The organism is Collinsella sp. AM44-11 (genome assembly GCF_003467145.1).
GTDB lineage: Bacteria > Actinomycetota > Coriobacteriia > Coriobacteriales > Coriobacteriaceae > Collinsella.
This window is the reverse complement of record NZ_QSFE01000001.1, coordinates 1-23721: the sequence shown is the minus strand read 5'-3', so window position 1 is coordinate 23721 and position 23721 is coordinate 1. Positions and strand designations below refer to the sequence as shown.

The 23721-nt window shown below is 60.0% G+C and carries 21 protein-coding genes; 4 read left to right on the top strand and 17 right to left on the bottom strand.

Features of this window, described 5'->3' with window-relative positions:
• Positions 1 to 39: 39 nt before the first annotated feature.
• Positions 40 to 2817, bottom strand: coding sequence for an isoleucine--tRNA ligase (ileS, locus tag DW943_RS00115; protein WP_370448064.1), 2778 nt, complete (start codon positions 2815 to 2817; stop codon positions 40 to 42).
• A gap of 511 nt (positions 2818 to 3328) precedes the next feature.
• Here ileS and DW943_RS00110 point away from each other — a divergent pair.
• Positions 3329 to 4411: an iron-containing alcohol dehydrogenase family protein gene (locus tag DW943_RS00110; RefSeq protein WP_117861831.1), complete on the top strand. Its 1083-nt coding sequence runs from the start codon at positions 3329 to 3331 to the stop codon at positions 4409 to 4411.
• 514 nt (positions 4412 to 4925) lie between these two features.
• On the top strand, positions 4926 to 5528 hold the full coding sequence (locus DW943_RS00100) for a Type 1 glutamine amidotransferase-like domain-containing protein (RefSeq protein WP_117861829.1): 603 nt from the start codon (positions 4926 to 4928) through the stop codon (positions 5526 to 5528).
• A 115-nt stretch (positions 5529 to 5643) separates the two neighbouring features.
• Here the strand turns inward: DW943_RS00100 and DW943_RS00095 are convergent, their stop codons facing one another.
• The 3 genes from DW943_RS00095 to ftsH all read right to left on the bottom strand — a co-directional run bounded on the left by DW943_RS00095 (position 5644) and on the right by ftsH (position 8509).
• Positions 5644 to 5871, bottom strand: coding sequence for an integrase core domain-containing protein (locus DW943_RS00095; RefSeq protein ID WP_255413152.1), 228 nt, complete (start codon positions 5869 to 5871; stop codon positions 5644 to 5646).
• A 207-nt stretch (positions 5872 to 6078) separates the two neighbouring features.
• A complete protein-coding gene (locus DW943_RS00085; protein WP_117564140.1) occupies positions 6079 to 6540 on the bottom strand; it encodes a DUF523 domain-containing protein in 462 nt (153 codons plus the stop codon).
• A 76-nt stretch (positions 6541 to 6616) separates the two neighbouring features.
• Positions 6617 to 8509: an ATP-dependent zinc metalloprotease FtsH gene (gene ftsH, locus DW943_RS00080; protein WP_199572699.1), complete on the bottom strand. Its 1893-nt coding sequence runs from the start codon at positions 8507 to 8509 to the stop codon at positions 6617 to 6619.
• Between the two features lie 92 nt (positions 8510 to 8601).
• Here ftsH and DW943_RS00075 point away from each other — a divergent pair, with 92 nt between their 5' ends.
• Entirely contained in the window at positions 8602 to 9087 is a 486-nt protein-coding gene (locus DW943_RS00075; RefSeq protein ID WP_117564141.1) for a cob(I)yrinic acid a,c-diamide adenosyltransferase, read from the top strand.
• Between the two features lie 85 nt (positions 9088 to 9172).
• Here DW943_RS00075 and DW943_RS00070 read toward each other — a convergent pair whose 3' ends face one another.
• The 4 genes from DW943_RS00070 to thyA form a co-directional block, all read right to left on the bottom strand.
• A complete protein-coding gene (locus DW943_RS00070) occupies positions 9173 to 10522 on the bottom strand; it encodes an MATE family efflux transporter (RefSeq protein WP_117861828.1) in 1350 nt (449 codons plus the stop codon).
• Between the two features lie 125 nt (positions 10523 to 10647).
• Positions 10648 to 11562: an RNA methyltransferase gene (locus DW943_RS00065; protein WP_055286414.1), complete on the bottom strand. Its 915-nt coding sequence runs from the start codon at positions 11560 to 11562 to the stop codon at positions 10648 to 10650.
• 109 nt (positions 11563 to 11671) lie between these two features.
• Positions 11672 to 12190: a dihydrofolate reductase gene (locus tag DW943_RS00060; protein ID WP_117758159.1), complete on the bottom strand. Its 519-nt coding sequence runs from the start codon at positions 12188 to 12190 to the stop codon at positions 11672 to 11674.
• Positions 12191 to 12199: 9 nt separating this feature from the next.
• Positions 12200 to 13048 carry a thymidylate synthase gene (gene thyA / locus DW943_RS00055; protein WP_117629294.1) on the bottom strand — a complete coding sequence of 283 codons (849 nt, stop codon included), beginning with the start codon at positions 13046 to 13048 and terminating at the stop codon, positions 12200 to 12202.
• Positions 13049 to 13266: 218 nt separating this feature from the next.
• Here thyA and DW943_RS00050 point away from each other — a divergent pair, with 218 nt between their 5' ends.
• Positions 13267 to 14031 (top strand): DUF134 domain-containing protein, encoded by a 765-nt coding sequence (locus tag DW943_RS00050; protein ID WP_117861827.1) that lies wholly within the window; start codon positions 13267 to 13269, stop codon positions 14029 to 14031.
• A 120-nt stretch (positions 14032 to 14151) separates the two neighbouring features.
• Here DW943_RS00050 and ffh read toward each other — a convergent pair whose 3' ends face one another.
• The 9 genes from ffh to DW943_RS00005 all read right to left on the bottom strand — a co-directional run bounded on the left by ffh (position 14152) and on the right by DW943_RS00005 (position 23600).
• Positions 14152 to 15627: a signal recognition particle protein gene (gene ffh / locus DW943_RS00045; protein WP_117861826.1), complete on the bottom strand. Its 1476-nt coding sequence runs from the start codon at positions 15625 to 15627 to the stop codon at positions 14152 to 14154.
• Between the two features lie 10 nt (positions 15628 to 15637).
• Positions 15638 to 16555 carry a signal recognition particle-docking protein FtsY gene (gene ftsY, locus DW943_RS00040; RefSeq protein ID WP_117647329.1) on the bottom strand — a complete coding sequence of 306 codons (918 nt, stop codon included), beginning with the start codon at positions 16553 to 16555 and terminating at the stop codon, positions 15638 to 15640.
• Entirely contained in the window at positions 16555 to 20091 is a 3537-nt protein-coding gene (gene smc, locus DW943_RS00035) for a chromosome segregation protein SMC (protein WP_117861825.1), read from the bottom strand. Before smc ends, ftsY begins: the two co-directional genes overlap by 1 nt.
• 10 nt (positions 20092 to 20101) lie before the next feature.
• Entirely contained in the window at positions 20102 to 20827 is a 726-nt protein-coding gene (gene rnc, locus DW943_RS00030) for a ribonuclease III (RefSeq protein ID WP_089571704.1), read from the bottom strand.
• A 3-nt stretch (positions 20828 to 20830) separates the two neighbouring features.
• On the bottom strand, positions 20831 to 21073 hold the full coding sequence (locus DW943_RS00025) for an acyl carrier protein (protein WP_055309519.1): 243 nt from the start codon (positions 21071 to 21073) through the stop codon (positions 20831 to 20833).
• 124 nt (positions 21074 to 21197) lie between these two features.
• Positions 21198 to 22217 (bottom strand): phosphate acyltransferase PlsX, encoded by a 1020-nt coding sequence (gene plsX / locus DW943_RS00020; protein ID WP_117861824.1) that lies wholly within the window; start codon positions 22215 to 22217, stop codon positions 21198 to 21200.
• An 87-nt stretch (positions 22218 to 22304) separates the two neighbouring features.
• Positions 22305 to 22484: a 50S ribosomal protein L32 gene (gene rpmF / locus DW943_RS00015; protein ID WP_022094017.1), complete on the bottom strand. Its 180-nt coding sequence runs from the start codon at positions 22482 to 22484 to the stop codon at positions 22305 to 22307.
• A gap of 64 nt (positions 22485 to 22548) precedes the next feature.
• Entirely contained in the window at positions 22549 to 23103 is a 555-nt protein-coding gene (locus DW943_RS00010; RefSeq protein WP_055309521.1) for a DUF177 domain-containing protein, read from the bottom strand.
• On the bottom strand, positions 23103 to 23600 hold the full coding sequence (locus DW943_RS00005; protein ID WP_040358176.1) for an ATPase: 498 nt from the start codon (positions 23598 to 23600) through the stop codon (positions 23103 to 23105). Before DW943_RS00005 ends, DW943_RS00010 begins: the two co-directional genes overlap by 1 nt.
• Between the last annotated feature and the right edge of the window lie 121 nt (positions 23601 to 23721).

Here is a 23721-nt window from a genome sequence, read left to right as displayed (position 1 = left end):
TAAATTCTCCCTATAACTAAAATGCCGAGTTACCGTGCCTTAAAGGGCATTCGCGCAGCGCTTGCAAATGTGAGCGTGGCCGTTGTACTCGCCGACGGTGGTGCGGTAGTTCCAGCAACGGTCGCAGCACTCGCCCTCGGCAGCATCGATGGCAACGGAAAGCTCCTCGCCCTGGGTCAGTTCAACATCGGAGACGATGTAGAACTCGGCCAGGTCGACGGCCTTATCACCGGTCAGCAGCGCGTACATCTCAGCGGGAACGACCGCCTTGACGCGGACCTGCTGGCTCTTGGTGAAGGTGCCGGCGGAGCGGGCATCCTCAAGAGCCTTGGTCACGGCGCTACGGAGCTCAAGAGAAGCCTCGAGCACGCCCTCAAACTCATTGGCCTCGTCAACCGTGATGGGCGACTTGTACCAATCGAGCAGCGCGGCGTACTTCTGGTGATCGACGCAGCCGGCGGGTGCATAGGCCATGGCCTCGTCGACCGTGTAGGACAGGATCGGCTGCAGGTCGCGCATGAGCATCGAGAAGAGCTCGGCCAGCACGGTCTGGGCGCTGCGACGCTCGAGCGAGCCGGGCTTGTCGCAGTACAGACGGTCCTTCAGGGCGTCGAGGTACACGTTAGAAAGCTCGGTAACCACAAAGTCGTAGAGCGCACGGTAAGCTCGCGGGAACTCGTAGCTGGCGTAGGCGTCGTCGACCTCGGCCTGGACCTGGGTCAGACGGGCAACCATGAGCTTGTCGAGCGGCAGCAGATCGGCAAAAGCGACGCCGTCGGTCTCGGGCTCAAACTGGCCCTCGAGCTCGGAGAGCAGGAAGCGCAGCGTGTTGCGGAAACGACGGTACGCATCGGACGTACGAGCAAGGATCTCGTGGTCGATGGACACGTCGGAGCTGGTATCGACGGATGCAACCCACAAACGGATGATGTCGGCGCCCATCTCGTCGCAGACCTTGTTGGGATCGATGACGTTGCCGAGTGACTTAGACATCTTGCGGCCCTGGCCGTCGAGGGTGAAGCCCTGCGAGACGACCGCCTTGTACGGAGCGTGGCCGTTGGCGCCCACCGAGGTGAGCAGTGAGCTCTGGAACCAACCGCGGTGCTGGTCAGAGCCCTCGAGGTAGACGTCAGCCGGGTACTCCAGCTCGGGACGGTACTCGCAGACGGCCTTCCAAGACACGCCGGAGTCCCACCACACGTCAAGGATGTCCTTATCAGCCTTGAGGTGATGGCCACCGCACTTGGGGCAGACGCAGGCCTCGCCCAGATAGCTCTCAGGAGCGTCGGTGAACCAGGCGTCGGAGCCCTTCTCGTGGAAGAGCTTGATGACGGCGTCGAGCGTGGCGTCGTTCATGACCTTCTCGCCGCAGTCGGCGCAGGTGTAGCTGGGGATAGGCACGCCCCAGTTGCGCTGGCGGCTGATGCACCAGTCGGGACGCTGCTCGACCATGGCACCGATGCGGTTGGCCGCGTGGGCCGGATACCACTTGACGTTCTCACGGACCTCCTTGCCGGCCTGCTCGCGCAAACCGGTCTTGTCCATCGAGACAAACCACTGGTCGGTAGCACGGAAGAGCACCGGGTGCTTGCAGCGCCAGCAGTGCGGATAGCTGTGCGTGATCTTCTTCTCGAGGACCAGGGTGCCGCGCTCGCGCAGGAACTCGATGATGTGCGGGTTGGCCTCGTCGGTATCCATGCCACTGAAGGGGCCACCGGTACCAAACTCCTCGCCGGTGTAGAACTTGCCGTCGTCATCGACCGGCATGCAGATGTCGGTGATGCCCTCCTTGAGGCAGGCAAAGTAGTCATCGACGCCGTGACCGGGCGAGTTGTGGACGATACCGGTACCGTCATCGACACCGACGTAATCGGCCAGCAGCGCCACGCCCTCAACGCCGTCAAAGATCGGCTGCTTGTAGTGGATGTGGTGGAAGGTCTCGGCGGGAACCACATAGGGCTTGCCGTCGACCATGACCGGGGTGTACTCCCAGCCAAACTCCTCGCAGCACTTGGGAGCCAGGTCCTCGAGCATGACCTCGGCACGGCCATCGTGCTCAACGGCGACGTAGGCGGCGCCAGGCTTGAGGGAAACTGCCTGGTCGGAAGGGATGGTCCACGGGGTGGTCGTCCAGATGATGAAGTCGACCGGGCCGTCGAAGTTCTCGAGGCCGGCGGGCTTGGAGGTCATCTCAAAGCGCACGAAGATGGACGGGCTCGTCTCGTCGGAGTACTCGATCTCGGCCTCGGCCAGCGCAGTGTGGCAGTGCTTGCACCAGTGAACCGGCTTGTGGCCGCGATAGATCATGCCCTTATCGAACATCGCCTTGAAAACCTCGATGTCGGCGGCGTCATGCTGGTGATAGAGCGTCAGGTAGGGGTTGTCCCAGTCGCCGAGCACGCCCAAGCGACGGAAACCGGCCTTCTGCAGCTCGATGTTCTCGACAGCGAACTCGTTGCAGAGCTCACGAATCTTGGCCGTGGGGGTCTGGTTGAACTTCTCGGTGCCAAGCTTCTCCTCGACCTTGTGCTCGATCGGCTGGCCGTGGCAGTCCCAACCGGGGACGTAGGGAACCTCATAGCCCTGCATCATCCAGTAGCGGTTGATCATGTCCTTGGAAATCTTGTTCATGGCGTGGCCGATGTGGATCGGACCGTTGGCGTACGGAGGGCCGTCGTGCAGCACGAACTTCTTGTGACCCTCGTTCTTCTTCAGAACCTGCTCGTAGACCTTGTTGTCCTGCCAGTCCTTGAGTCGCTTGGGCTCGGACTTGGAAAGACCGGCACGCATGGGAAAACCGGTCTTGGGCAGATTCATCGTCTGCTTGTACTCGTTTGCCACGGTACCCCTTTCTTGTCATGGGCGCGCACGCCCTCTGGGCACCAAAAAAAGCGCCCGTCCCTGCAAGCTGGGACGAAGCGCCACAAAACGGGCCGTCTGCCCGCAAAAGCTCTTCGCTTAACCACCCAGCTTAGATGCCCTCACCCGCATTACAGCGCGCTCGCATCCGTTACTCGGCTGGCCTGTATCGACGACCATCTCGGCGATGTCTACTAAGACGTGCCTGTACGGCGCGTCCGTTGGGACCGCAGCTCCGGGGTGATTTTCATCGGTCGCATGCACGGGTTCTCAGCGCTCCCCGTTCTCTGTAGCACACGGACGGCCGACTACTCGTCCCCATCAACGCTTATGCGCTGTATGGTAGCACGGTCAACGCCGGCGAAAAACCCTCAACATCGGTTTCATACTTTAGTAATTTCTCGCGGTCGCAAGCACTCACTTGGAGCAAAATACCTGAAAGCACTTTATCTAACGAAAGAAGGCTGCTATGCGCACGATTGGAATGAGCGACTACACCGTCGGCGAGGACTGCTTTGACGAGCTGCCCGGCGCGCTGGACGAGTACGGAGCGGCCAAGGTCGCGATTATCGGTGGTAAACGAGCACTGGCCGCGGCGCTTCCCAGTATCGAAGCGGCACTGGAGGGCACCGACATCGAGATTCTGGAGACACGCGTCTACGGTACCAACAGTACACGCGCCAATATCGCCAAGGTCGTAAACTCCCCCGCCTGCCAGGAAGCCGACGTGCTCATTGCCTGCGGCGGCGGCAAGGCGCTCGATACCGTCAAGACGGCGGCCATCGAGCTCAAGAAGATCGTCTTTACGGTACCGACGATCTGCTCCAACTGCTCGGCCGCGACCGCCATTGCCGTTGTCTACAACGACGACGGCTCACTCGAGGGCTATTCGTACCCCAACCGCCCCGCGCACATCTTCATCAACCCCAAGATCATCGCCGAGGCTCCGGCGGAGTACTTCTGGGCGGGCGTGGGCGATGCCCTGTCCAAGCAGCCCGAGGTCGAGTACGCCACGAGCGCCGGCAACCTGGAGCACACCGCAGGTCTTGGCCTGGCGCTCGCACACACCTGCTCCGAGCCGCTGTTTACCTATGGCGTGCAGGGTCTAGAGGACGTGCGCCAGGACCTGTCGACCGAAGCCGTCAAGCAGATCGCGCTCGATATCGTGGTCAACACGGGCTACGTCTCCAACCTGACCAACCAAAACGATTACTACTACAACTCGAGCGTGGCGCATGCGTTCTACAACGCCACGTGCAGCATTCCGCGCGAGGGCACCTACCTGCACGGCGAGGTCGTGAGCCTGGGTGTGCTCGTGCTTTTTGCCTACACGGGCGACACCGAGAACCTTGAGCGCTACGCCGCCTTTAACAAGCAGATGGGGCTGCCCGTAACGCTTGAGCAGGTCGGGCTTTCCGTGGCCGATATCCCCGCCCTGTGTGAATACGCGCACGCCACCAACGAATGGAAGCAGGGAAACCCCGAGCCCTTCACCGACGAAAAGTTCGCCGCCGCCATCAAGGCCGCCAACGCCTACGGCCACACGCTCTAGGACTGGCCCAAAACCACCACAAAGGGGACAGGCACCTTTCTGGTGGTTTTTTATTGCTCCAGCATTCAGTTCGTACTCGAACCCGATTCTTTACGAGAAAGGGTTCGAGTACGTTATTTGTTTATCGGAAATTCTGCGGAAGGACTACTCGGAACGGTAAACAGGAACGAACAGAGGCAGGGTATCATCATGGTGATGGTATCCTGCCTTTTGTTTTGCGGGATCAAGGTCGCTTTATGCGAACTTGATCGCCACTTATATGGCGCATTGATGGCAATTGCTTCGTACGTGCATACCGGGAGCCTGTACACCTCTGGCAAGGCGTAACACACTAGACTTTGTTCCAAAGTCCGTGTGCTAAGGGGGCAGGCCCCTTAGAATTCCTGTGGAGTGTGTACGCACGTACGCAGGAAAACGGCAAAATTTCGCTATATCAGGGCGTTCTTTCATTGGAGAGTATGGTATACACGGCTTAGTTCAACAAATAAGAATTTATATATAAAGGAGAATATTGATGAAACTGTTTTTATGTTCTCACTTTTCAAGTGTAGGAAGTCTGATAAAGGAAGAAATTGAAAATAAAAAAGTCGCATTTATTCCAACAGCTTCGCTGCGTGAAGGCTACACCGGTTATGTCGGCTCGGCTCGAAAATTATTCAAAAAGTTGGGAGCAACCGTAACTGAAATTGATATTTCAACGGAGGCTTATTCAACGATACAGTCTCTTTTTGAAGATGCGGATGTGATCTATTTTACCGGCGGAAATTCTTTTTTCCTTATAGACCAGCTCCGTAAAACGGGAACGGATGAGCTGTTGAAGAAAGAATTGGCAAAGGGAAAACTGATGATTGGTGAATCGGCAGGTGCGATTGTATGCGCTCCAAGCATCCAATATATCGAGCAAATGGATGAAAAGCCGGAGGACTACTCACAAGAAGATGATGCAGGGCTTAATTTGATTGATTTCTATGTTCTTCCGCATTATCTTACAGCACCATTTAAGAAAGTTACCGAGAAGATAATGACTGAGTTTTCGGATTTGAATCTATGCCCAATTAACAACCGTCAGGGAATTGTAATTGATGGTGAATGTTCAAAGGTAATTTGCAAAGACTAATTTGAATATTTCAGTTTGCTGTACTCATTCCTAGCAGGGTTTGGGGCGGGCACGCCCCAACAAGAAGCTGTCCCAAAGGGGCAAGAATGGGGACTGCGGACGATTTCTTGGACCGCTACGCGGCCCTTCCCAGCGCGGCGCGGAACTCGGCCGGCGTGCGGCCGCCGAGCGCATCGCTGCGCCTCTCCGTATTGTAGCGGCCGATCCAGGCCCCGAGCTCCTCGATGAAGCGGGCGGGGGCCCAGCCCGACCAGTCCCTGCCGTGCCAGAACTCCCTCTTGAGCAGGCCGAAGAAGCCCTCCATCGCGGCGTTGTCCGGGCTGCAGCCCTTGGCGGACTGGATTGGCTACACTGATGTGGACAGTTCCGGGAGGGGCGCAAGAGACGGGAAGGCCGTGTGCGCGTTCCTGCGTGAGGGCCGCGGGGAGGGGCTGCCTGGGTACGGCGCCTGTCAACTCGGTCTACGTCTTTGATGACCGGGTCGTACTCAATATCAACTTCACGGATGATGCCAAAACGGTCACCCGTGAGGAAGTGTTGGGTTCGAGTGCTATGGACAATGTTCCAGCATGCTGGGATCGAATTCGCTTGCCGGGATCACGCGGTAGCCGTGGCGCAGGAGCAGGTCAACGAAGACACCGTTACCCGTTGTGAGCGTGCCGCTGAAGGATCCGTCGTAGATATGGCCCACGCCGCACGACGGACTGCGATCCTGCAAAATGCACGCAACAATCTCGGACGGGCCGCCCGCCTGCTCGCACATATCGAGCGCACGTTGAGCACCCTGGCGAAACTCGCGATCAACCGACACGCCCTCGCAGGTACGAACCTCTCCGTTCACAATCTCGGACGGCTTGCGCGGTGTAGGCAAGCCACCAAAAACCTCAGGGCATACCAACAGGACCTCGGTCCCCGTACGCTCGCAAGCCTCGACCAGCTCGCGATGGTAGTTGTCGAGCCCGTTATACTTGCAGCTCTCGCCCATCAAACAGGCACTTACCACGATCTTCATATACAACTCTCCCCACGCAAAACGCCCCATTTGAGATGGACACTCAAATGGGGCGATTGACACTGTGCAACTAGTATTACTGCTGCTTTGGCATCAGCGGGTTCTCGCGCGTGAGGAGATTCATAAACTCCTCACCCGTGATCGTCTCCTTCTTGTACAGATAACGAGCCAGCTCGTGGAGCTTAAACTTGTTCTCCTTGAGAATCTGCAGGGCGCGGTCATGCGCATCCTCGATCAGCTTGGCGACAATCGCGTCCACGCGCTCGGCCGTACCGGGGGCGCAGGTGAGCGACGTATCCTGGTTGAGGTACGCATTCTGAACGGTACCGAGTGCCATCATGCCAAACTCATCGGACATACCAAAGCGCGTCACCATGTTACGGGCGAGCTTGGTGGCCTGCTCGATATCGTTGGCTGCGCCGGTCGTCATCTCACCAAAGATGAGCTCCTCGGCTGCACGGCCACCGCAATAGACGGCGAGCTTGTCCAGGACCTCCTGGCGTGTGGTCAGGAAGCGCTCATCCTCCTCGACCTGCATGGTGTAGCCCAGAGCACCGCTCGTGCGCGGTACGATGGTAATCTTCGTGACCGGCGCAGAGCCCTTCTGGCGAGCGGCAACGATGGCATGGCCGATTTCGTGGTAAGAAACGACCTGCTTCTCGTGATCGGACAGCACCGTGGACTTGCGCTGCTGACCGGCGATGACGACCTCCACCGACTCCTCAAAATCGTCCTGCGTGGCGCGCTTGCGACCCTCGCGGACGGCACGCAGGGCGCCCTCGTTGATGATATTGGCCAGGTCGGCGCCCGAGGCACCGGGCGTGGCGCGGGCAATCGCGGTCAGGTCGATCGGCGGCTGAGTCTTCACGCTCTTGGCATGCAGCTCAAGGATGTTCTTACGGCCGGTCAGGTCGGGCAGCTCAACGGGGATGCGGCGGTCAAAACGACCGGGGCGCAACAGGGCCGGGTCAAGGCTGTCGGGTCGGTTGGTAGCAGCGAGAACGACAATACCCTTGTGGTTATCGAAGCCGTCCATCTCGGTCAGCAGCTGGTTGAGCGTCTGCTCGCGCTCGTCGTTGCCACTAAAGCCGCCGCCATCGCGCTTCTTGCCGATGGTATCGATCTCATCGATAAAAACGATGCACGGGGCCTTTTCCTTGGCCTGCTTAAACAGGTCACGCACCTTAGCAGCGCCGCGACCGACAAACATCTCAACAAACTCCGAGCCCGAAATGCTAAAGAACGGAACACCGGCCTCGCCGGCCACAGCCTTGGCAAGCAGGGTCTTACCGGTACCCGGAGGGCCGACAAGAAGAGCACCGCGCGGCAGCTTGGCGCCGATCTCCTCGTAGCGCTGCGGCTTCTCCAGAAAGTCGACGACCTCCTTAAGGGATTCCTTGGCCTCTTCCTGGCCAGCAACGTCCTTAAAGGTCACGCCCACATCCTTGGAAGCGATAACGCGAGCACCGGACTTGCCCAGTCCGCCGCCGCCAAAACCACCGCCGCCAAAGTTCATCGACGGGCCGTCATCGCCCATGGCCTTCTTCATGCGACGATTGAGCCACCAGCCAATCAGGAAGAAAATCGCCATAGGAAGAATGAGCGTGATCAGGTAGTAGGTCATCAGGCCCGAGCTCTTGTCGGGAACGACCGACTCCAGCGAAGCGCCAGACTCAAGCACGCGATCGGTAAAGCCCACGTCATTCGGCACACCGGTCGTCTTGTAGGCGATGTTCTCGTCCTCGCCCTTTTTAGTGTAATAAATCGTGTAATCGTCAGTGTTGTACTCGACCTTGTCGACGCTCTTCTTATCAAGCGCTTTGACAAACGTCGAGTAATCGGTCTTCGTAATCTGCTGCGTGTGACCGATGTTGGGGAACAGAACGGTCGAGAGCACGAGGTAGACGACGAAGGCGATGAGCACGTAGAGGATCATATTCCGTCTACGTTTGTTGTCATCCATCTCCATCTGCTTGAACTCCATCTACTGGGGTTGATAATGCTTTCTAGAATACCCAACCCGAGCGACGATAAACCGACGCCGGGCACGAAAGGACAGAGATGGCATCACTGGAAGTCGGCAAGGTTCAGATCTACACGGGCGACGGCAAGGGCAAGACGACGGCTGCGCTGGGGCTTGCACTGCGCGCCACGGGCTATGGACTTAACGTGCTTATGCTGCAGTTTGCCAAGAAGCTGCACTGCGCCGAGCATGATGCGGCGCCCCGTTTAGGTCTGCGCATCGTACAAGCCGACCGCGACACGCCCGAAGCCTGTGCCGCACAGATCATGGAGCTGGCGCGCGAGCAGATTAGCCAAGTCGACGTTCTGATTCTGGACGAACTTGGCGAGGCCATGCGCCGTGGATTTGTGACGCGCGTGGATGTCGAAGCGCTGATCGCGACAAAGCCCGCCACCACGGAGCTCGTGCTCACCGGCCGCGGTCTGCTGCCCCTCGCCGATCTGGCAGACCTGGTCACCGAAATGCGCCCCGTCAAACATTACTTCGACGAAGGCCTCCTAGCCCGCCAAGGCATCGAATACTAAATGATCCGAAGGGGACGGAGGAAAACGGATCATTTTGCCTTATCGCCAGGTCAATGATCCGTTTTCCTCCGTCCCCTACGGATCATTAGGCGGTGGCGCGGCCGAGCCAGTTGCCGCTGTGGTGGTAGATGGTAAACATCGTGGCCGTGATGAGCCAGGTTACGGGGTAAACCAGCAGCAGGTGCTCAAGCGACGGATCGAACGGCATAATCGCAAACACCCAGATCACCCTGAGCACGACGGTGCCAAAAATCGTGAGCATCATAGGCTGGAAGCTCACGCCAGCGCCGCGGATGGAGCCGGACGCGTTTTCAATAATCGAGAAGATCGCGTAGAACGGCGCGATGGAATGAAGAATCGTCGTGGTGTAGGCCGAAATCGAAGCATCGTCGACAAACAGACGCGACAACGGACCCGAGAACACCAGTAGCACGGCAGACAGGCCACCAATGAGCATAAACGACAGCACAAGCGACGTATGGTAGCCCTTGCGCATGCGCTCGTAGTTGCGCGCGCCAAAGTTCTGTGCCGAGAACGTGGTGATCGAAACGCCAAGCGCCTCGGTAACCATCCAGACAATGCCATCCAAACGGCCCGAAAGACCCCACGCCGTGGTGACATCGGCACCAAACGAGTTGACCGACACCTGAATCAAAACGTTGGAAATCGAATACGCAGCAGACTGAAAGCCAAGCGGCAGACAACACGAGATCATGCTCTTACAAATGCCAGGATCAATGCAGAGTTTGGACAGTGAAAGCCGCCACGCACCCGGAGCGTGCATCATACGAATCACGATCATCGTGGCGTTGGAGCAAATGGTCAGCGCCACCGCGATGCCGCAGCCCAGAGCCTCCATATGAAGCACGGCAACGAAGATGACATCCAGCACCGCATTAACAAGGCAGCCGGAAGCAATGATCACAGCAGGACCGCGTGTGTCGCCCACGGCGCGCAGCAGCGCCGTTCCCATATTGAGCAGCAGCGCCGCAACCATGGCGGCAAAATAGCAACGAGCATAGGCCACGCCCTCGGCCAATAGTTCATGCGGCGTGTTCATAAGTACCAGCATGGGCTCAACGAACACTATGCCAAGAATCGAGAAAACGATACCGCCCACCAGCGCGAGCGTCATGGCCGTATGGACCGAACGACTCAATCGCTCATCATCGTGCTGACCAAAATACTGACCGGTAATGACCGCGCAGCCAGCGCCAACGCCAACGCAAAAGCCGATGCAGAGCTCGGTGAGCACCATCGTGGCCTGAATGCCACCCAGCGCGAGCTTGCCGCCAAACTGACCGACGATATAGGTACCGATAAGCGTGTAAGCCTGCTGAAAAAACGAGCTAAAGAAGATAGGGACGCACAGCGAAAGCAGTTGCTGCCAAATGACACCCTGCGTCACATCGATAGCCGTAGATTTCTTAGCCACACGCCCTCCCCAACAGCGTACATCAAACAACAAAACGGCAATTTAAGACCAAAGCCAATACCAGCTTAGCACCGACCGGTATCGGCCGAAACGCCCCGAACCAGAGCCCAGTGCGAAATAATTGCCTAGTGATACAGCCCCGGCTGGTAGTGGTACTCGTTGCTCACATGCGGGCACAGCTGCCAAAAGGCGACAGCACTTGCCGCGGCCACGTTAAGCGAATCGACCCCGTGCGCCATCGGAATACGCACGGCGCGGTCGCAGCCCGCAATGGTCTTGGCGCCCAAGCCAGCACCCTCGGTGCCCATAAAGATTGCCAGGCGGTCAATCTCCTGCAGCGCGGGATCGTCCAGCGACACCGAATCATCCGTCAACGCCATAGCGGCACACGAAAAGCCGGCATCGTGTAGCGCCGCCAGCCCATCATGCGGCCATACGCGCGCTTCGCTGCCAATGCGTGTCCAGGGCACCTGGAACACCGTGCCCATGCTCACGCGGGCAGAACGACGATACAGCGGATCACAACACGTAGGACTGACCAAAATGCCGTCGACGTTGAGCGCGGCCGCCGAGCGGAATATTGCGCCCACATTGGTATGGTCGACAATGCCCTCGAGCACGCACACGCGCACCGGGCGCTCCCCCGCCGCCTCGACGACGCCGCCCAAGAACTCATCAACCGGAATCTGTCGCGGGCGACGAAATGCCGCGAGCGCACCGCGCGTCACGTTAAAACCCGTCAGCCGCTCCATAAGCTCCATCGAGGCAACGAACACGGGAACCGGACCCGCGCCCTCGCGTACCGCCAGGCGCTCAAACAGCGGCATCATCTGGTCGAGCCAGCGCTCGCCCAAAAGAAAGCTCACCGGCTCGTATCCGGCGCGAACCGCACGTTCGATGACCTTGGCACTCTCGGCGATAAAAATGCCCTTCTGCGGCTCCAGCACGCAGCGCAGCTCACGCTCGGTCAGTCGCACGTAGGCATCAAGCCGCTCGTCCTCGAGCGAATCGATTCGCAGCACCTCAACGGCATCAGTCATAGCAGCCAGCCCGCACCTTTCTTTACAGCGCATCTATACCAAACGAGGCGACGCTAAGCGCCGCCCCATGCATTCAAACAATCCGATGATACCGTTCACGCCGGACGATTTACGCCTCAACGCGACGATACGTTACGAACTCATAATCGACACCCTCGTCGTCCTCGCCCGAGGCAATCGTGGCAACACCGCCACGCCGCGCAATCTCCCACGCGGGATCGGCATCCAGATCGGGAAAATACGTATCCACGTCATGCACGCAATGGTTATGCGTAACCTCGGCCTCGGCGCAATACGGCAAAAACTGCCGATACACCTCGCCGCCACCGATCACCCACGCAACGGGCTCATCGGCTACCGCGGCGAGCGCTTCGTCGATGCTATGCACCACGTCGACGCCCATGGGAGCAAAGTCCCCATCGCGCGTGAGCACGATATTGCGTCGATTCTTAAGCGGGCGCCCGCCGGGAAAACTCAGCAGCGTCTTGCGTCCCATAATGACCGGACAGCCTTTGGTGCACGCCACAAAATGGCGCATATCGGAGCGATTGGACACCACCATGTCGCCCTCGCAACCAATGCCCCAGTCGTCACACACGGCGACAATGGCAGAAAGCTTACACGTCATGCGCGTCACCTACACCGCAATGGGGATGTTCTTGACCTGAGGGCCGTGCTCATAGCCCTCGACGATCAGATCATCGGTCGTAAACGCATAGAAGTCATGCACATCGGGGTTGAGCGTTACCTTGGGCGCAGCAAACTGCGGACGCTCAATAAGCTCGCGAACGATATCGACATGACGGTCGTAAATGTGGGCATCGGCAATCACATGCAGCAGCTCGCCGGGAATCATATCGACCGACTGCGCGACCATCATCAGCAAAATGGCGTACTGGCACACATTCCAGTTGTTCGCAGCCAAAATATCCTGGCTGCGCTGGTTGAGAATCATGTTGAGCGTCGGTTTATCATCCTGCGGACGCTGCGTCACGTTATACGTCACGCTGTAGGCACACGGATACAGGTGCATCTCGGACAGGTCGCTAAACACATAGGTGTTCGTCATAATGCGGCGGCTGTACGGCGTGTTCTTAAGGTCGTACAGAACGCGGTCCATCTGGTCGAAATCGCCCTCGGCATAATGGCTCTTCTGCCCAATCTGATACCCGTAGGCCTTGCCGATGGAGCCGGTCTCGTCGGCCCACTCATCCCAAATATGGCTGTTGAGGTCATGCACGTTATTGGACTTCTTTTGATAGATCCATAGGATCTCATCCATGGCAGATTTGAGGGCCGTACGACGCAGGGTAAGCGCCGGAAACTCCTCACGTAGGTCATAGCGTGCCGTGACACCAAAGTTTTTAATGGTATAGGCAGGAGTGCCATCCTCCCACACCGGGCGGACCTTTTGGCCCTCGGTGGTGGTGCCATGGTCCAGAATATCGCGGCACATGGTTACAAACTGTTGATCAGCCTTGCTCATTGACCCTCCTGTCAGTCGCCTATAGGCTATTTTTTATTCTAGCCCAGGCGCACGAGTGTCGGATTGGACACTTGGGCCGGCACACGCAATGCACGGCAGCACCGCACCGCCTACGCCAACGAAACACCTTTGCTTTTTCTGACATATGCCAATAGTTCCTTGCTCTGCGGCGCACACGCGTTATTCTATTGTTGGCATATGTCAGATAAGGAGCATGTATGGCGGGAAGACGTGAGAAATTGCGCCGTGTTGGGATTATCCCCGAATACCGCGGCTTTACCCCTGACGGCCTAGCCAGCGGAGACGCCATCGACATGACGGTCGACGAACTCGAAGTCCTGCGGCTGTGCGACCTGGAAGGCCTTAACCAAGAGGCAGCCGCACAGCAGATGGGCATCGCGCGCGCCACGGTGGCGGCTATTTGCAGCCGAGCGCATCGCAAGGTGGCAAACGCGTTGGTCAATGGACGGGCAATCGTCATCGAAGGCGGCAATATCGCGTACTCCCCCATTACCACGGCAACGGCCGTATGGCCAGCAAAGGAGATCGACACCATGAGGGTGGCAACCACGTACGACAACGGCAACATCTTTATGCACTTTGGCCGCAGCGAGCAGTTCAAGATCTACGACATTCAGGATGGCAAGGTACTCAACGAGCAGGTCGTGGGCACCGACGGCACCGGCCACGGTGCCCTTGCGGGCCTGCTCGCCAACGGTGGCGTGGACACGCTCATCTGCGGCGGCATCGGCGGTGGCGCCATCAACGCGCTTGCCCAAGCCGGCATCACGGTGTACGCAGGAGCTCAGGGCAGCTGCGACGCTTGTGTCGAGGCCCTTATCGCCGGAACGCTCGCACAGAACGGCGAGGCCACGTGCAGCTGCCACGGCCATGACCACGACCACGCCCACGAACATGGCGAGTCCTGCAGCTGCCACGGCCATCACGAGCACGAGGGCCACGAGGGCTGCGGCTGCCACTAACGGCACGGCACCGCGAGCTCGGGGCGCGACGCTGAACGCAGCCCAACTATCAAAGCCAACAACAAAGGCCACCCGGTAGCTTCCGAGTGGCCTTTGCCATATCAAGCTGGAATTACAGCCCTATTTCTTATTGCGCATCTGCGCATCCATCTGGCGCAGCAGCTCCATATCGGACTTGGGACCGCCCGTACCCAGGCCGCCCATGCCGCCCAGACCCATAGCGTCCAGCCCAGGGATATTGGGCATGCGCATCTTCTTGCCCTTCTTGCCCTTTTTGCCCTTCTTGCCGCCGGCCTGTGCCTGATTGGCCATCGTGCGCATGCGGCCCATCATCTTGTTCATCTCGCCCCACTGCTTCATAAGGCTATTGACCTCGGTGGGGGTCACACCGGCGCCCTTGGCGATACGCGCGCGACGCTGGCCGTTAATGATGGAGGGACGCAGACGCTCCTCCTTGGTCATCGACATGATGATGGCCTCGTTCTTGTCGAAGATGCCCTCGTCCAGGTTACCGCCCATCTGGTTGAGCGCGCGCTGGCCACCGGGGAGCATGCCCAGGATACCCTTCATGCCGCCCATCTTTTTGACGGCTTTCATCTGGTCGAGCATGTCGTTCATGGTAAAGCCCTCGCGCAGCATGCGCTCGGCAGCCTCGAGCTGTTCGGCATCGGCGGCCTCCTGGGCCTTCTCGATGATGCCGACAACGTCGCCCATGCCCAAGATTCGCTTGGCCATGCGATCGGGATAGAACGGCTCAAGCGAATCGGGTTTCTCGCCCATGCTCACAAACTTGATGGGCTTGCCGGTCACCTGACGCACCGAAAGCGCGCCACCGCCACGGGCGTCACCGTCGAGCTTGGAGATAATCACACCATCAAAGTCGGTGCGCTCGGCAAACGTCGAGACCACGTTGACGATATCCTGGCCGGTCATGGCGTCGACGACCATCAGCACCTGGTCGGGCTTGACGGCCTTCTTGATGTCGACGGCCTCCTGCATCATCTGCTCGTCGATCTGAAGACGACCGGCGGTATCGACGATGACCACGTCACGCAGGTGGTCGACGGCCTCCTGGATGGCGCCCTTGGCGATATCGACCGGGTGCTCACCGTCACCGCGGAAGACCGGAACGCCGATCTCGCCACCGAGCGTGGCCAGCTGGTCGGCAGCTGCGGGACGGTAGACGTCGCACGCGGCGAGCAGCGGCGAGCGGCCCTGCTTCTTGAGCAGGTAAGCCAGCTTCACGGCCGCCGTGGTCTTACCGGAGCCCTGCAGGCCCACGAGCATGATGACATTGGGAATGCGGTTGCTAAAGACGAGCTTGCTCTCGGTAGAGCCGAGCATCTCGGTGAGCTCGTCGAGCACGATCTTGACGACGTTTTGCGCCGGCGACAGTGACTCCATGACCTCGGCGGTCATGCAGCGCTCCTTGGTCTTGGCGACAAACTCCTTGACGACCTTGAAGTTGACGTCGGCCTCGAGCAGCGCCATGCGGATGTCGCGCATGGCCGAAGTAATATCGGCCTCGGTCAGCTTACCCTTGCCGCGTAGGCGGTCAAATGTGTCGTTGAGGCGATCGCTCAGGGAATCAAACACTGGTTACTCCTTAGTTGGACTCGCCCACCAGGGCGCGGCAGAAATCTTTGGCGTTAAACTCCTGCAGGTCATCGACCTGCTCGCCCACGCCGATGCGAAGGATCGGGAGCTTGAGCTTCTCGGCCACGGCCATGGCGATACCGCCCTTAGCCGTGCCGTCCAGCTTAGTCATGATAATACCGTCCAGGCCCAGCGCCTCATTAAACTCGAGCGCCTGGTTCAGACCGTTCTGACCAGTGGCGGCATCGATCACAAGCACGACCGAGACCGGCATGGGACCGGCGGCCATATTGGCGGCGCGCTTACGCGTCACGTTGACCACCTTGGCGAGCTCGCGCATGAGCTCGGGGCTCGTATGCAGACGACCGGCGGTGTCGATAAGCACCAGGTCGCTGCCGCGCCTGTCGGCCTCGTCGAGCACGTCGTAACAAACGCTCGCCGGGTCGGAGCCGCGGTCGCGCTTGATGACGGGAACACCGGCGCGCTGGCCCCACACATCGAGCTGCTCGATGGCGGCGGCGCGGAAGGTATCGGCCGAACCGATCACGACATTCTTGCCGCGGGAAGCCATGGCGCTCGCAATCTTGCCGACCGTCGTGGTCTTGCCGGCACCGTTGATGCCCACAAACAGCACGCAGCTCGGCGTATCGGAGAACGGATCGCGCTCGATGGGCACAAAGTGCTGCTCAAGCTGCTTGGCCAGAGCGCGACGAAGCTGCGGTGCGGTCTTGAGGTTCTTCTTGGCTGCGGCATCGCGCAGGTCATCGGAGACCTGAATGGCGACCTCGGCACCCATGTCACCCATAACGAGGGTGTCCTCAAGGTCCTCCCAAAAGTCCTCGTCGACCTCGCCGCCAAAGTAGAAGACCTCGTTGAGGGCCTCGCGGCTGCGCTCAAGTCCGCGCGAGAGAGCGTCAAAGAATCCCATTATGCATTCACGACCTTTCCGGTTTCGCGATCGAGTTTTTGCGAGACGACGCGGCTGACGCCGTCGGCTTGCATCGAGACGCCATAGAGAACGTCAGCGTCCTCCATAGTACGGCGCTGATGCGAAATGACCAAGAGCTGTGTATCGGAACGCAGCACATCGAGGGCTCCGATGAGCTTGGACAGGTTGGCGTCATCAAGCGCCGCCTCGACCTCGTCCAGCACATAGAACGGCACCGTGCGCGTGCGGTACACGGCAAAGAGCAGGGCGAGCGCCGTCAGACTCTTCTCGCCACCCGACATGAGCATCATCTTGGTAATGCGCTTGCCGCGCGGCTGCGCCACAACCTCAATGCCCGTCTCGGCAGGATGCTCGGGATCGGTCATCTCAAGATGAGCCTGGCCACCCGGGAACAGCATGGCGAAGATCTCACGGAAGTTCGCATCGACCTTCTCAAACGTCACCAGAAACGCCTTGCGCATCTTGCGATCAATGGCCACTGTGATCTTGGTGAGCGCCTTGCGCGCGCTCTCCAGATCGGCCAGCTGCTCCTCGATGTAATCGGCGCGGCGCTTGAGCTGCTCGTACTCCTCCATGGCAACCTGGTTCACAGGGCCCAGGTTGTTAATCTGGCGCACGAGCTGGTTGAGCTCGCGCTCGGCGGCGTCGCGGTCGGTGGGAGCAGGAAGCATGAGCGCTTCCTCGAGCACCGTAGTGCCATCGGCGGTAATGGCCTTGATGGCCGCCTCCACCTGCACCTCGAGCTTGCCGCGGGAAACCTTGAACTCGTTTTGCGTCGCCGTGGCGGCATCGACCCGCTCCTTGGCGCGGGAGACCTCGGCCTTGGCGTCTTCAATGGTCTTCTTGAGCGAGGCCGAGTCCGCCTCCTCGAGCGAAGCCTGATCACGCAGACGCGCGGCCCAATCCGATGCGCGATCCAGCAGGGCCGAATAGCGCTCGTGCATGGGGTCGACACGCAGGCGCAGCAGCTCGAGCGAGCGCGAAGCCTGGCGTGTTCCGCGGATACGACGGTCGATGCCCTCAAGACGATGCTCAAGGTCGGGCACGCGGCCCTTCAGCGAACGCAGGCGCTCGCTCGTCTGGGCCAGGCGCACCTTGACATCGGCGAGCTTACCGGCGGCCTCGGAATCGTCACGGCGAACGCGATCGAGCTCATCGTTGGCCTCGGCAATCTGGAGACCCAGGTCGCTTGCCTGTGCACGCGCCTCGTCACGCGAACGGGTGAGTTCGTCAACGCGCGGGCGCGCAGCGCGAACGGCCTCGGCGGCCTGCTCGCGGCGCTTGGAGATGCGCACGTGCTCGACCTCGGCGTTGTTGGCGCTTTGCTCCAGGCGGCCAATCTCGGAGAGCAGCGAGCGGCGCTCGCCCTCAAGACGGGCGATCTCGCCGGCGGCATCGCCCTCGGCGGCACGCGCCTCCTCAACGGCCGCATTGGCCTCGACGACCTGATCCGACACATGCTCAAACACAGCAGCCAGATCGGGTTCCAGGCCCTCGAGCTCACGGATGCGGCGCTTGCGCTCCAAAGCACCCGAAGCCTCGCCGGCGTCGAGCCCCACACGCACCAGGCCGCCGCAGGCGACGCGGGCGCCATCGGGGGTCACGTAAGTCACGCCGTCAACGACAGGCGCGGCCAGCGCAGCCGCCAAGTCGTCGACAACGTAATAGCCGCCGAGCAGCGCCTCGACAACTGGGCCATAGCCGGCGCGTACGGACAGGCGATCGACCAGGCGGGAACCGGCAGCGCCCTTAGCGGCAGCAGAGGCGCTCACACCGCGCGCGACCAGCAGCGCCTCGCCCGAGGCCTTCTTCTGGTCCAGAGCGGCACGACCGGCACGCTCAAGCGCGGACGCATCGTCGAACAGCAGCGCATCGATATCGCCGGCGAGCAATTGCTCAACCAGGCCCTCAAGCTCACGCGGGGCCTCGAGCACGTCGCCCAGACGACCCGAGACATCGTCGCCCAGCGCACCCATCAGACGGCTCACCAGCGGCGAGCTGTCAGCCATGCGGGCATCGAGCTTCTTTTGGCTGGCAAGCTCCGAGCGCACCTCGGACAGCTTGTTGCGCGCCTCACTCTCACGATTACGCAAGTCCTTCAGGGCTGCACGGGCGACCTCGGAGGCCTCACGCGCATCGGCCTGGGCCTGGCGCGCTTCCTCAAGAGCACCCTCAAGCTCCTCTGCGCGGTCGCGACGGCTCTCGAGCGAGGCCGTGACCTCCTCGAGCTGCTCGTCGATCTGCTCCAGGCGTGAGGCGTACATGTTGTCCTCGACCTCGGCGTTGCTCAGCGAGTCCTTCACCTTGGCGAGTTCGAGCGCCGCGTTATCGGCCACACGCTGCACATCGCGTTGCTCACGCGTAAGCTGCGAAATCTGATTGTCGAGCGCCACGCGCCGCTCGTGGAGCTCAGCGGCGGCAGGACCAGCGGCGTCAACGTCCTCCTGGGCCTGCATGTGCGCGCCGGTCACTTCCTCAAGCTGCGCACGTGCATCCTCGAGCTCCTCGACAACGCGACGACGCTGATGCTCGGAGCTCGAGATCTGACCGCGCATGTCGGACAGGCGCGACACCATATTGTGGCCCTTTTCCTCGAGCAGGCGCATATCGGAGTTAATGCGACCGACCACGTCTTGCATATGGCGGCGCTGCTCGCCCAGATCGCCCACAAACAGGCCCTTTTCCTCGAGCATGACCTGGAGCTTCTCGAGCTCGCGTCCCTTTTCGCCCAAGCGGTACTGCGCAAGCTCCAGCTCGGCGGCACCTTCCTTGGAGCGGCTCTCCAAGTCGTTCCACTGCGACTGCAGCGAACGCAGCTCGTCGACGGCTAGCATCTGCGTAAGCTCGTTCGCGCGCGAGGACAGCTCTTTGTACTTGCGCGCACGATCGACCTGACGCTCCAGCGGTCGCAGCTGACGGGCGATTTCCTTATTGATGTCGCGGGCACGCGTCAGGTGCTCGTCCATCGACTTAATCTTTTTGAGCGCACGCTCCTTGCGGCGTTTGTGCTTGGAAATGCCGGCGGCCTCCTCGATGAGGGCGCGGCGCTCCTCGGGGCGGCTCTGCAAAATGGCGTCGAGCTTGCCCTGGCTGATGATGGAATGCGTATCCTTGCCCAAGCCCGAATCGTGCAGGATGTCCTGAATGTCCATCAGGCGGCACGGACTCGAGTTGATGAGGTACTCGCTTTCGCCCGAGCGATACATACGACGGGTGATGGCGACCTCGTCAAAGTCGACGGGCAGCATATGGTCCGAGTTATCGAGCACCAGCGTGACCTCGGCGACACCCACCGGCTTGCGCGCTGACGAGCCCGAGAAGATGACATCCTCCATGGCCTGGCCGCGCAGCTGCTTGGCGCTCTGCTCGCCCAGGACCCACAGAATCGAGTCAGAGATGTTCGATTTTCCCGAGCCGTTGGGACCGACGATGACGGTCAGGCCCGGCTCAAACGTCATATGGGCGCGGTCGGCAAACGACTTGAACCCTTTGAGCGTGAGGGACTTGAGATACACGGTTCCTCGCTTAAACAGGCTTCTTGTTGAGAATCACGCCGTTGGTGGTGTAGCCCATGCGGTCAAGTGCCTCGAGTGCAGCGGCTCCCTCGGCTTCCTTCTTTGAGGAGCCGGAGCCGCGACCCTGGCGAATACCATCGATCAACACCACGGCGGTAAAGGTGGGCGCATGCGCAGGGCCCTCGGAGCCGACCAGCTTGTACGCGGGAGGCTCGTGGCCGTCGGCCTGCACGCACTCCTGCAAATACGACTTGGGGTTCGCAGGGTGCTCGGCACGCTCGGATGCCAAATGTGGCTTAAGCGTACGGTGGATAAACTCCGCCGCGGCATCCCAGCCGGCGTCCAGATACAGCGCGCCCACGAGCGACTCGTAGACGTTCTCGAGCGCCGAGTGCAGGCCGCGCGCGCCGGTACCGGTCTCGGAGGCACCAAAGATGATGATGTCATCGATACCCAGCTCGTGCGACACCTCGGACAGCGTGGCGCCCGAGACAAGGGACACCTTCAGGCGCGTGAGCTTGCCCTCGTCAAACTCCGGATAGGACACAAACAGGGAGCGTGCGACAACGGCGCCCAAGATGGAATCACCCAAGAACTCAAGGCGCTCGTAGCTTGCCGAGACTGGCTGGCCTTCGACGGCCGAAGGATGCGTAAGGGCCGCGCGCAGCAGCACCTTGTCATTGAACTCGTGGCCCAGAATCTCCTGGGCGCGCGTAAGTCGTTCGGATAAAGCCAAGACCTAAGCCTCCCTGGCGTTTTCGATCGCGTCGACGGCGTCGGCGACAGAGTTGAGCGAGAGCAGGGTCTCGTCATCGATCTCGAGATTGAACTCGTCCTCGATAGCCGTAACCAGTTGCAGGCGCTCGAGCGAGTTGGCATCGAGGTCGTCAAAGGTGGTCTCATCGCTAATTTCGGCAACATCGACGCCCAGAACGTCAGCAGCGACCTCGGCGATCTTGTCGAAGATTTCGGAGCGGTCCATAGCGCTTCCTCTCATAGTGCATGAATACCAAAAGAATGGTACCGCCCGGGCGGTACCAAGACACGGTTCTGATTCTACCCCACGAAGCAGGCCGCGAGGCACATAACAGCGCTCTAACTCGCTCTTACAAAACGATGCCGTCCATGGAGTTGGCGACGTTCTCGACCAGCCCCGCGCGCACGGCTTCGGCCGCCGCAAGCGTACCGTTTTTAACAGCCTCGACCGAGGTGGCGCCATGGCCGATCAGGACCACGCCACGCAGGCCCAAAAGAATCGCGCCGCCCTTGGCATCACCAGAGAGCTTGGCCTTAATCTCGCGCATCTGCTTTTTGATGAGCAGCGCGGCGATCTTGGTGCCGAGCGAGGCCATAAAGGCGCCCTTGAGCTCCTGCAGCAAAAACTTGGCAGCGCCCTCGGTAGCCTTGAGAGCGATATTGCCCGACATGCCGTCGGCAACAACGACATCGAAATTGCCCGAGGTGAGGTCGGTGCCTTCGCAGTTGCCCACAAAGCCCGGAACTGCGGCCTTCATAGCAGGGAAGCAGGCCTTGGTAAAGTTAGAACCCTTCTCGTCCTCGGTGCCGTTACCAAGCAGGCCCACGCGAGGATGTTCGATGCCCAGGACGACGCGGGCATAGGCGCTACCCATCTGGGCAAAACGCACCATGTCATAGACCTCGACATCGGGGTTGGCGCCCATATCGCACAGCACCGTCAGACCGCCGGCGCGATTGGGCAACGCATTGGTCAGACAGGGGCGCACCGGCTGCTTCTTGCCTTCGGCCTGATACCTAAACGGCGTCACGTATGCGGTAGCAGCGGCGGTCATGGCGCCGGTGGAGCCGGCGGAGAAGAACGCGTCCGCGTTGCCCTTTTTGATGGCGCGGCAGGCAAGCACGATCGAGGACTTGCGCTTGGTCATCACGGCGCGAATAGGATCGTCATCCATGGCGATGACGTCAGGGGCTTCCAGAGCCTCCACACGTGCATGGGCCGCGGCAAAGGGATTGACGATTTCGGCGGGGCCAACTGCCAAGACCTCGATATCGGGATCGGCGGCAAGTGCGGCCTCGATACCATCGAGAACAACCTGAGGCTTCTCGTCTCCGCCCACAACGTCTACACAAACGCGAACGTTACTCATATACATGCTCCTTATACAAAAATGGCCGACTCATTGAGCCGGCCATTGTGGTTCCATTTGGAACGGCATCGCATCCAGAGTATACCGTTACTCGGTAACGATAACCTCGCGGTCCTTGTAGAAACCGCAGCTGGGGCACACGTGGTGCGGAAGCTTGACAGCGCCGCAACGGGGGCACGTGGACTGAGCCGCAGCCGAGATCTTCATGTTGGCGGAACGACGGGTGTGAGTGCGGATACGACCCTGCTTTTGTTTAGGTACGGGCATAGTGACCTTCCTTATGAACTATCCAGTGTGGCGATTACGCGCAAGTAGCGATACTACCACAGTTTTACTCATCGAGCTTGAGATTCTTCAATGCTGCAAATGGATTTTCCGTGGCAGCGGCCCATTCCGCCTCTGCCTGGGCGGCGCAATCGCATTGCTCGACGTTGAGATTGCAACCGCAAGTGGGGCACAGACCGCGGCAATCGGGCTTGCACAGAACGACAAACGGCGTGTCCATAACGACCGCGTCGTTGATGGGCTCACCCAGATCGACGATGCGGTCCTCACCCAGGAGCTCGTAGCCGTCCTCGTAGGCCTCGGGATCCTCGGGCTCCTCAAAGAGGTAGAACTCCTCGATCTCGCCGGCGATATCAAACGAAGCGGGCTCCAGGCAACGGTCGCACTCGCCGGTGGCGTGCGCGCGGACCATGCCCGTGAGCAAGACACCGGTACCGGCATTGGTAAAGACAACGTCGTAGTCGATGCCGTCCTGTAGCTGGTACTCCTTCTCGCCCACCGTGTAGGTGGCGACATCGACCTTGCCGGTCAGCGGATACGAATCTCCGGGAAACTCAAGCTGCTCGGAAAGATCGACGGTAACGCTCGGGAACTCAGCCATTACCACTGACCATTCTGTTGGGCGGCACCCTCGTTGAGCTGCTGACGGCAACGGGTAACGGTGCCGGTCAGGCTCTTGAGGTTCTCCTCCAGGTGCGTAAAGACCTGCTCTGCGTAGTCCTCGGCAGCATAACGCGTCTCGCGCTCGTACTGCTGGGCACGATCGCGGATGTCGTCGGCCTGCTGCTGGGCTAAGCGGACGATCTCCTGCTCACCGGCAATGGTGAGGGCCTGCTGCTGAGCGTCGGCGATGATGGAATCGGCCTGGGCGGCGGCGGAAGCCATAAGCTCCTCGCGCTCCTTAAGGATACGGCGGGACTTCTGCCACTCCTCGGGATAGCTCATGCGGATCTCGTCGAGGATGTTGAAGAACACGTCGGCGTCGATGACCTTGAACTGAGCGTTCTTGCCGAAAGGCGGCTTGGCTTCCTCGATCAGCCCTTCGAGCTCATCGACCAAGCTGACGATCCTATCGCCAGGAAAATTCTCGCCCGGCATCCGGTCTCCTTTCATAGGTAACATATCATCGTGCTAGTTTACCACATGCCACCAGGCAATAAAAAACGTCACGAAAAGCGACCTTGATTATCGACTTTATCCGAACACCTCCCACATTCAT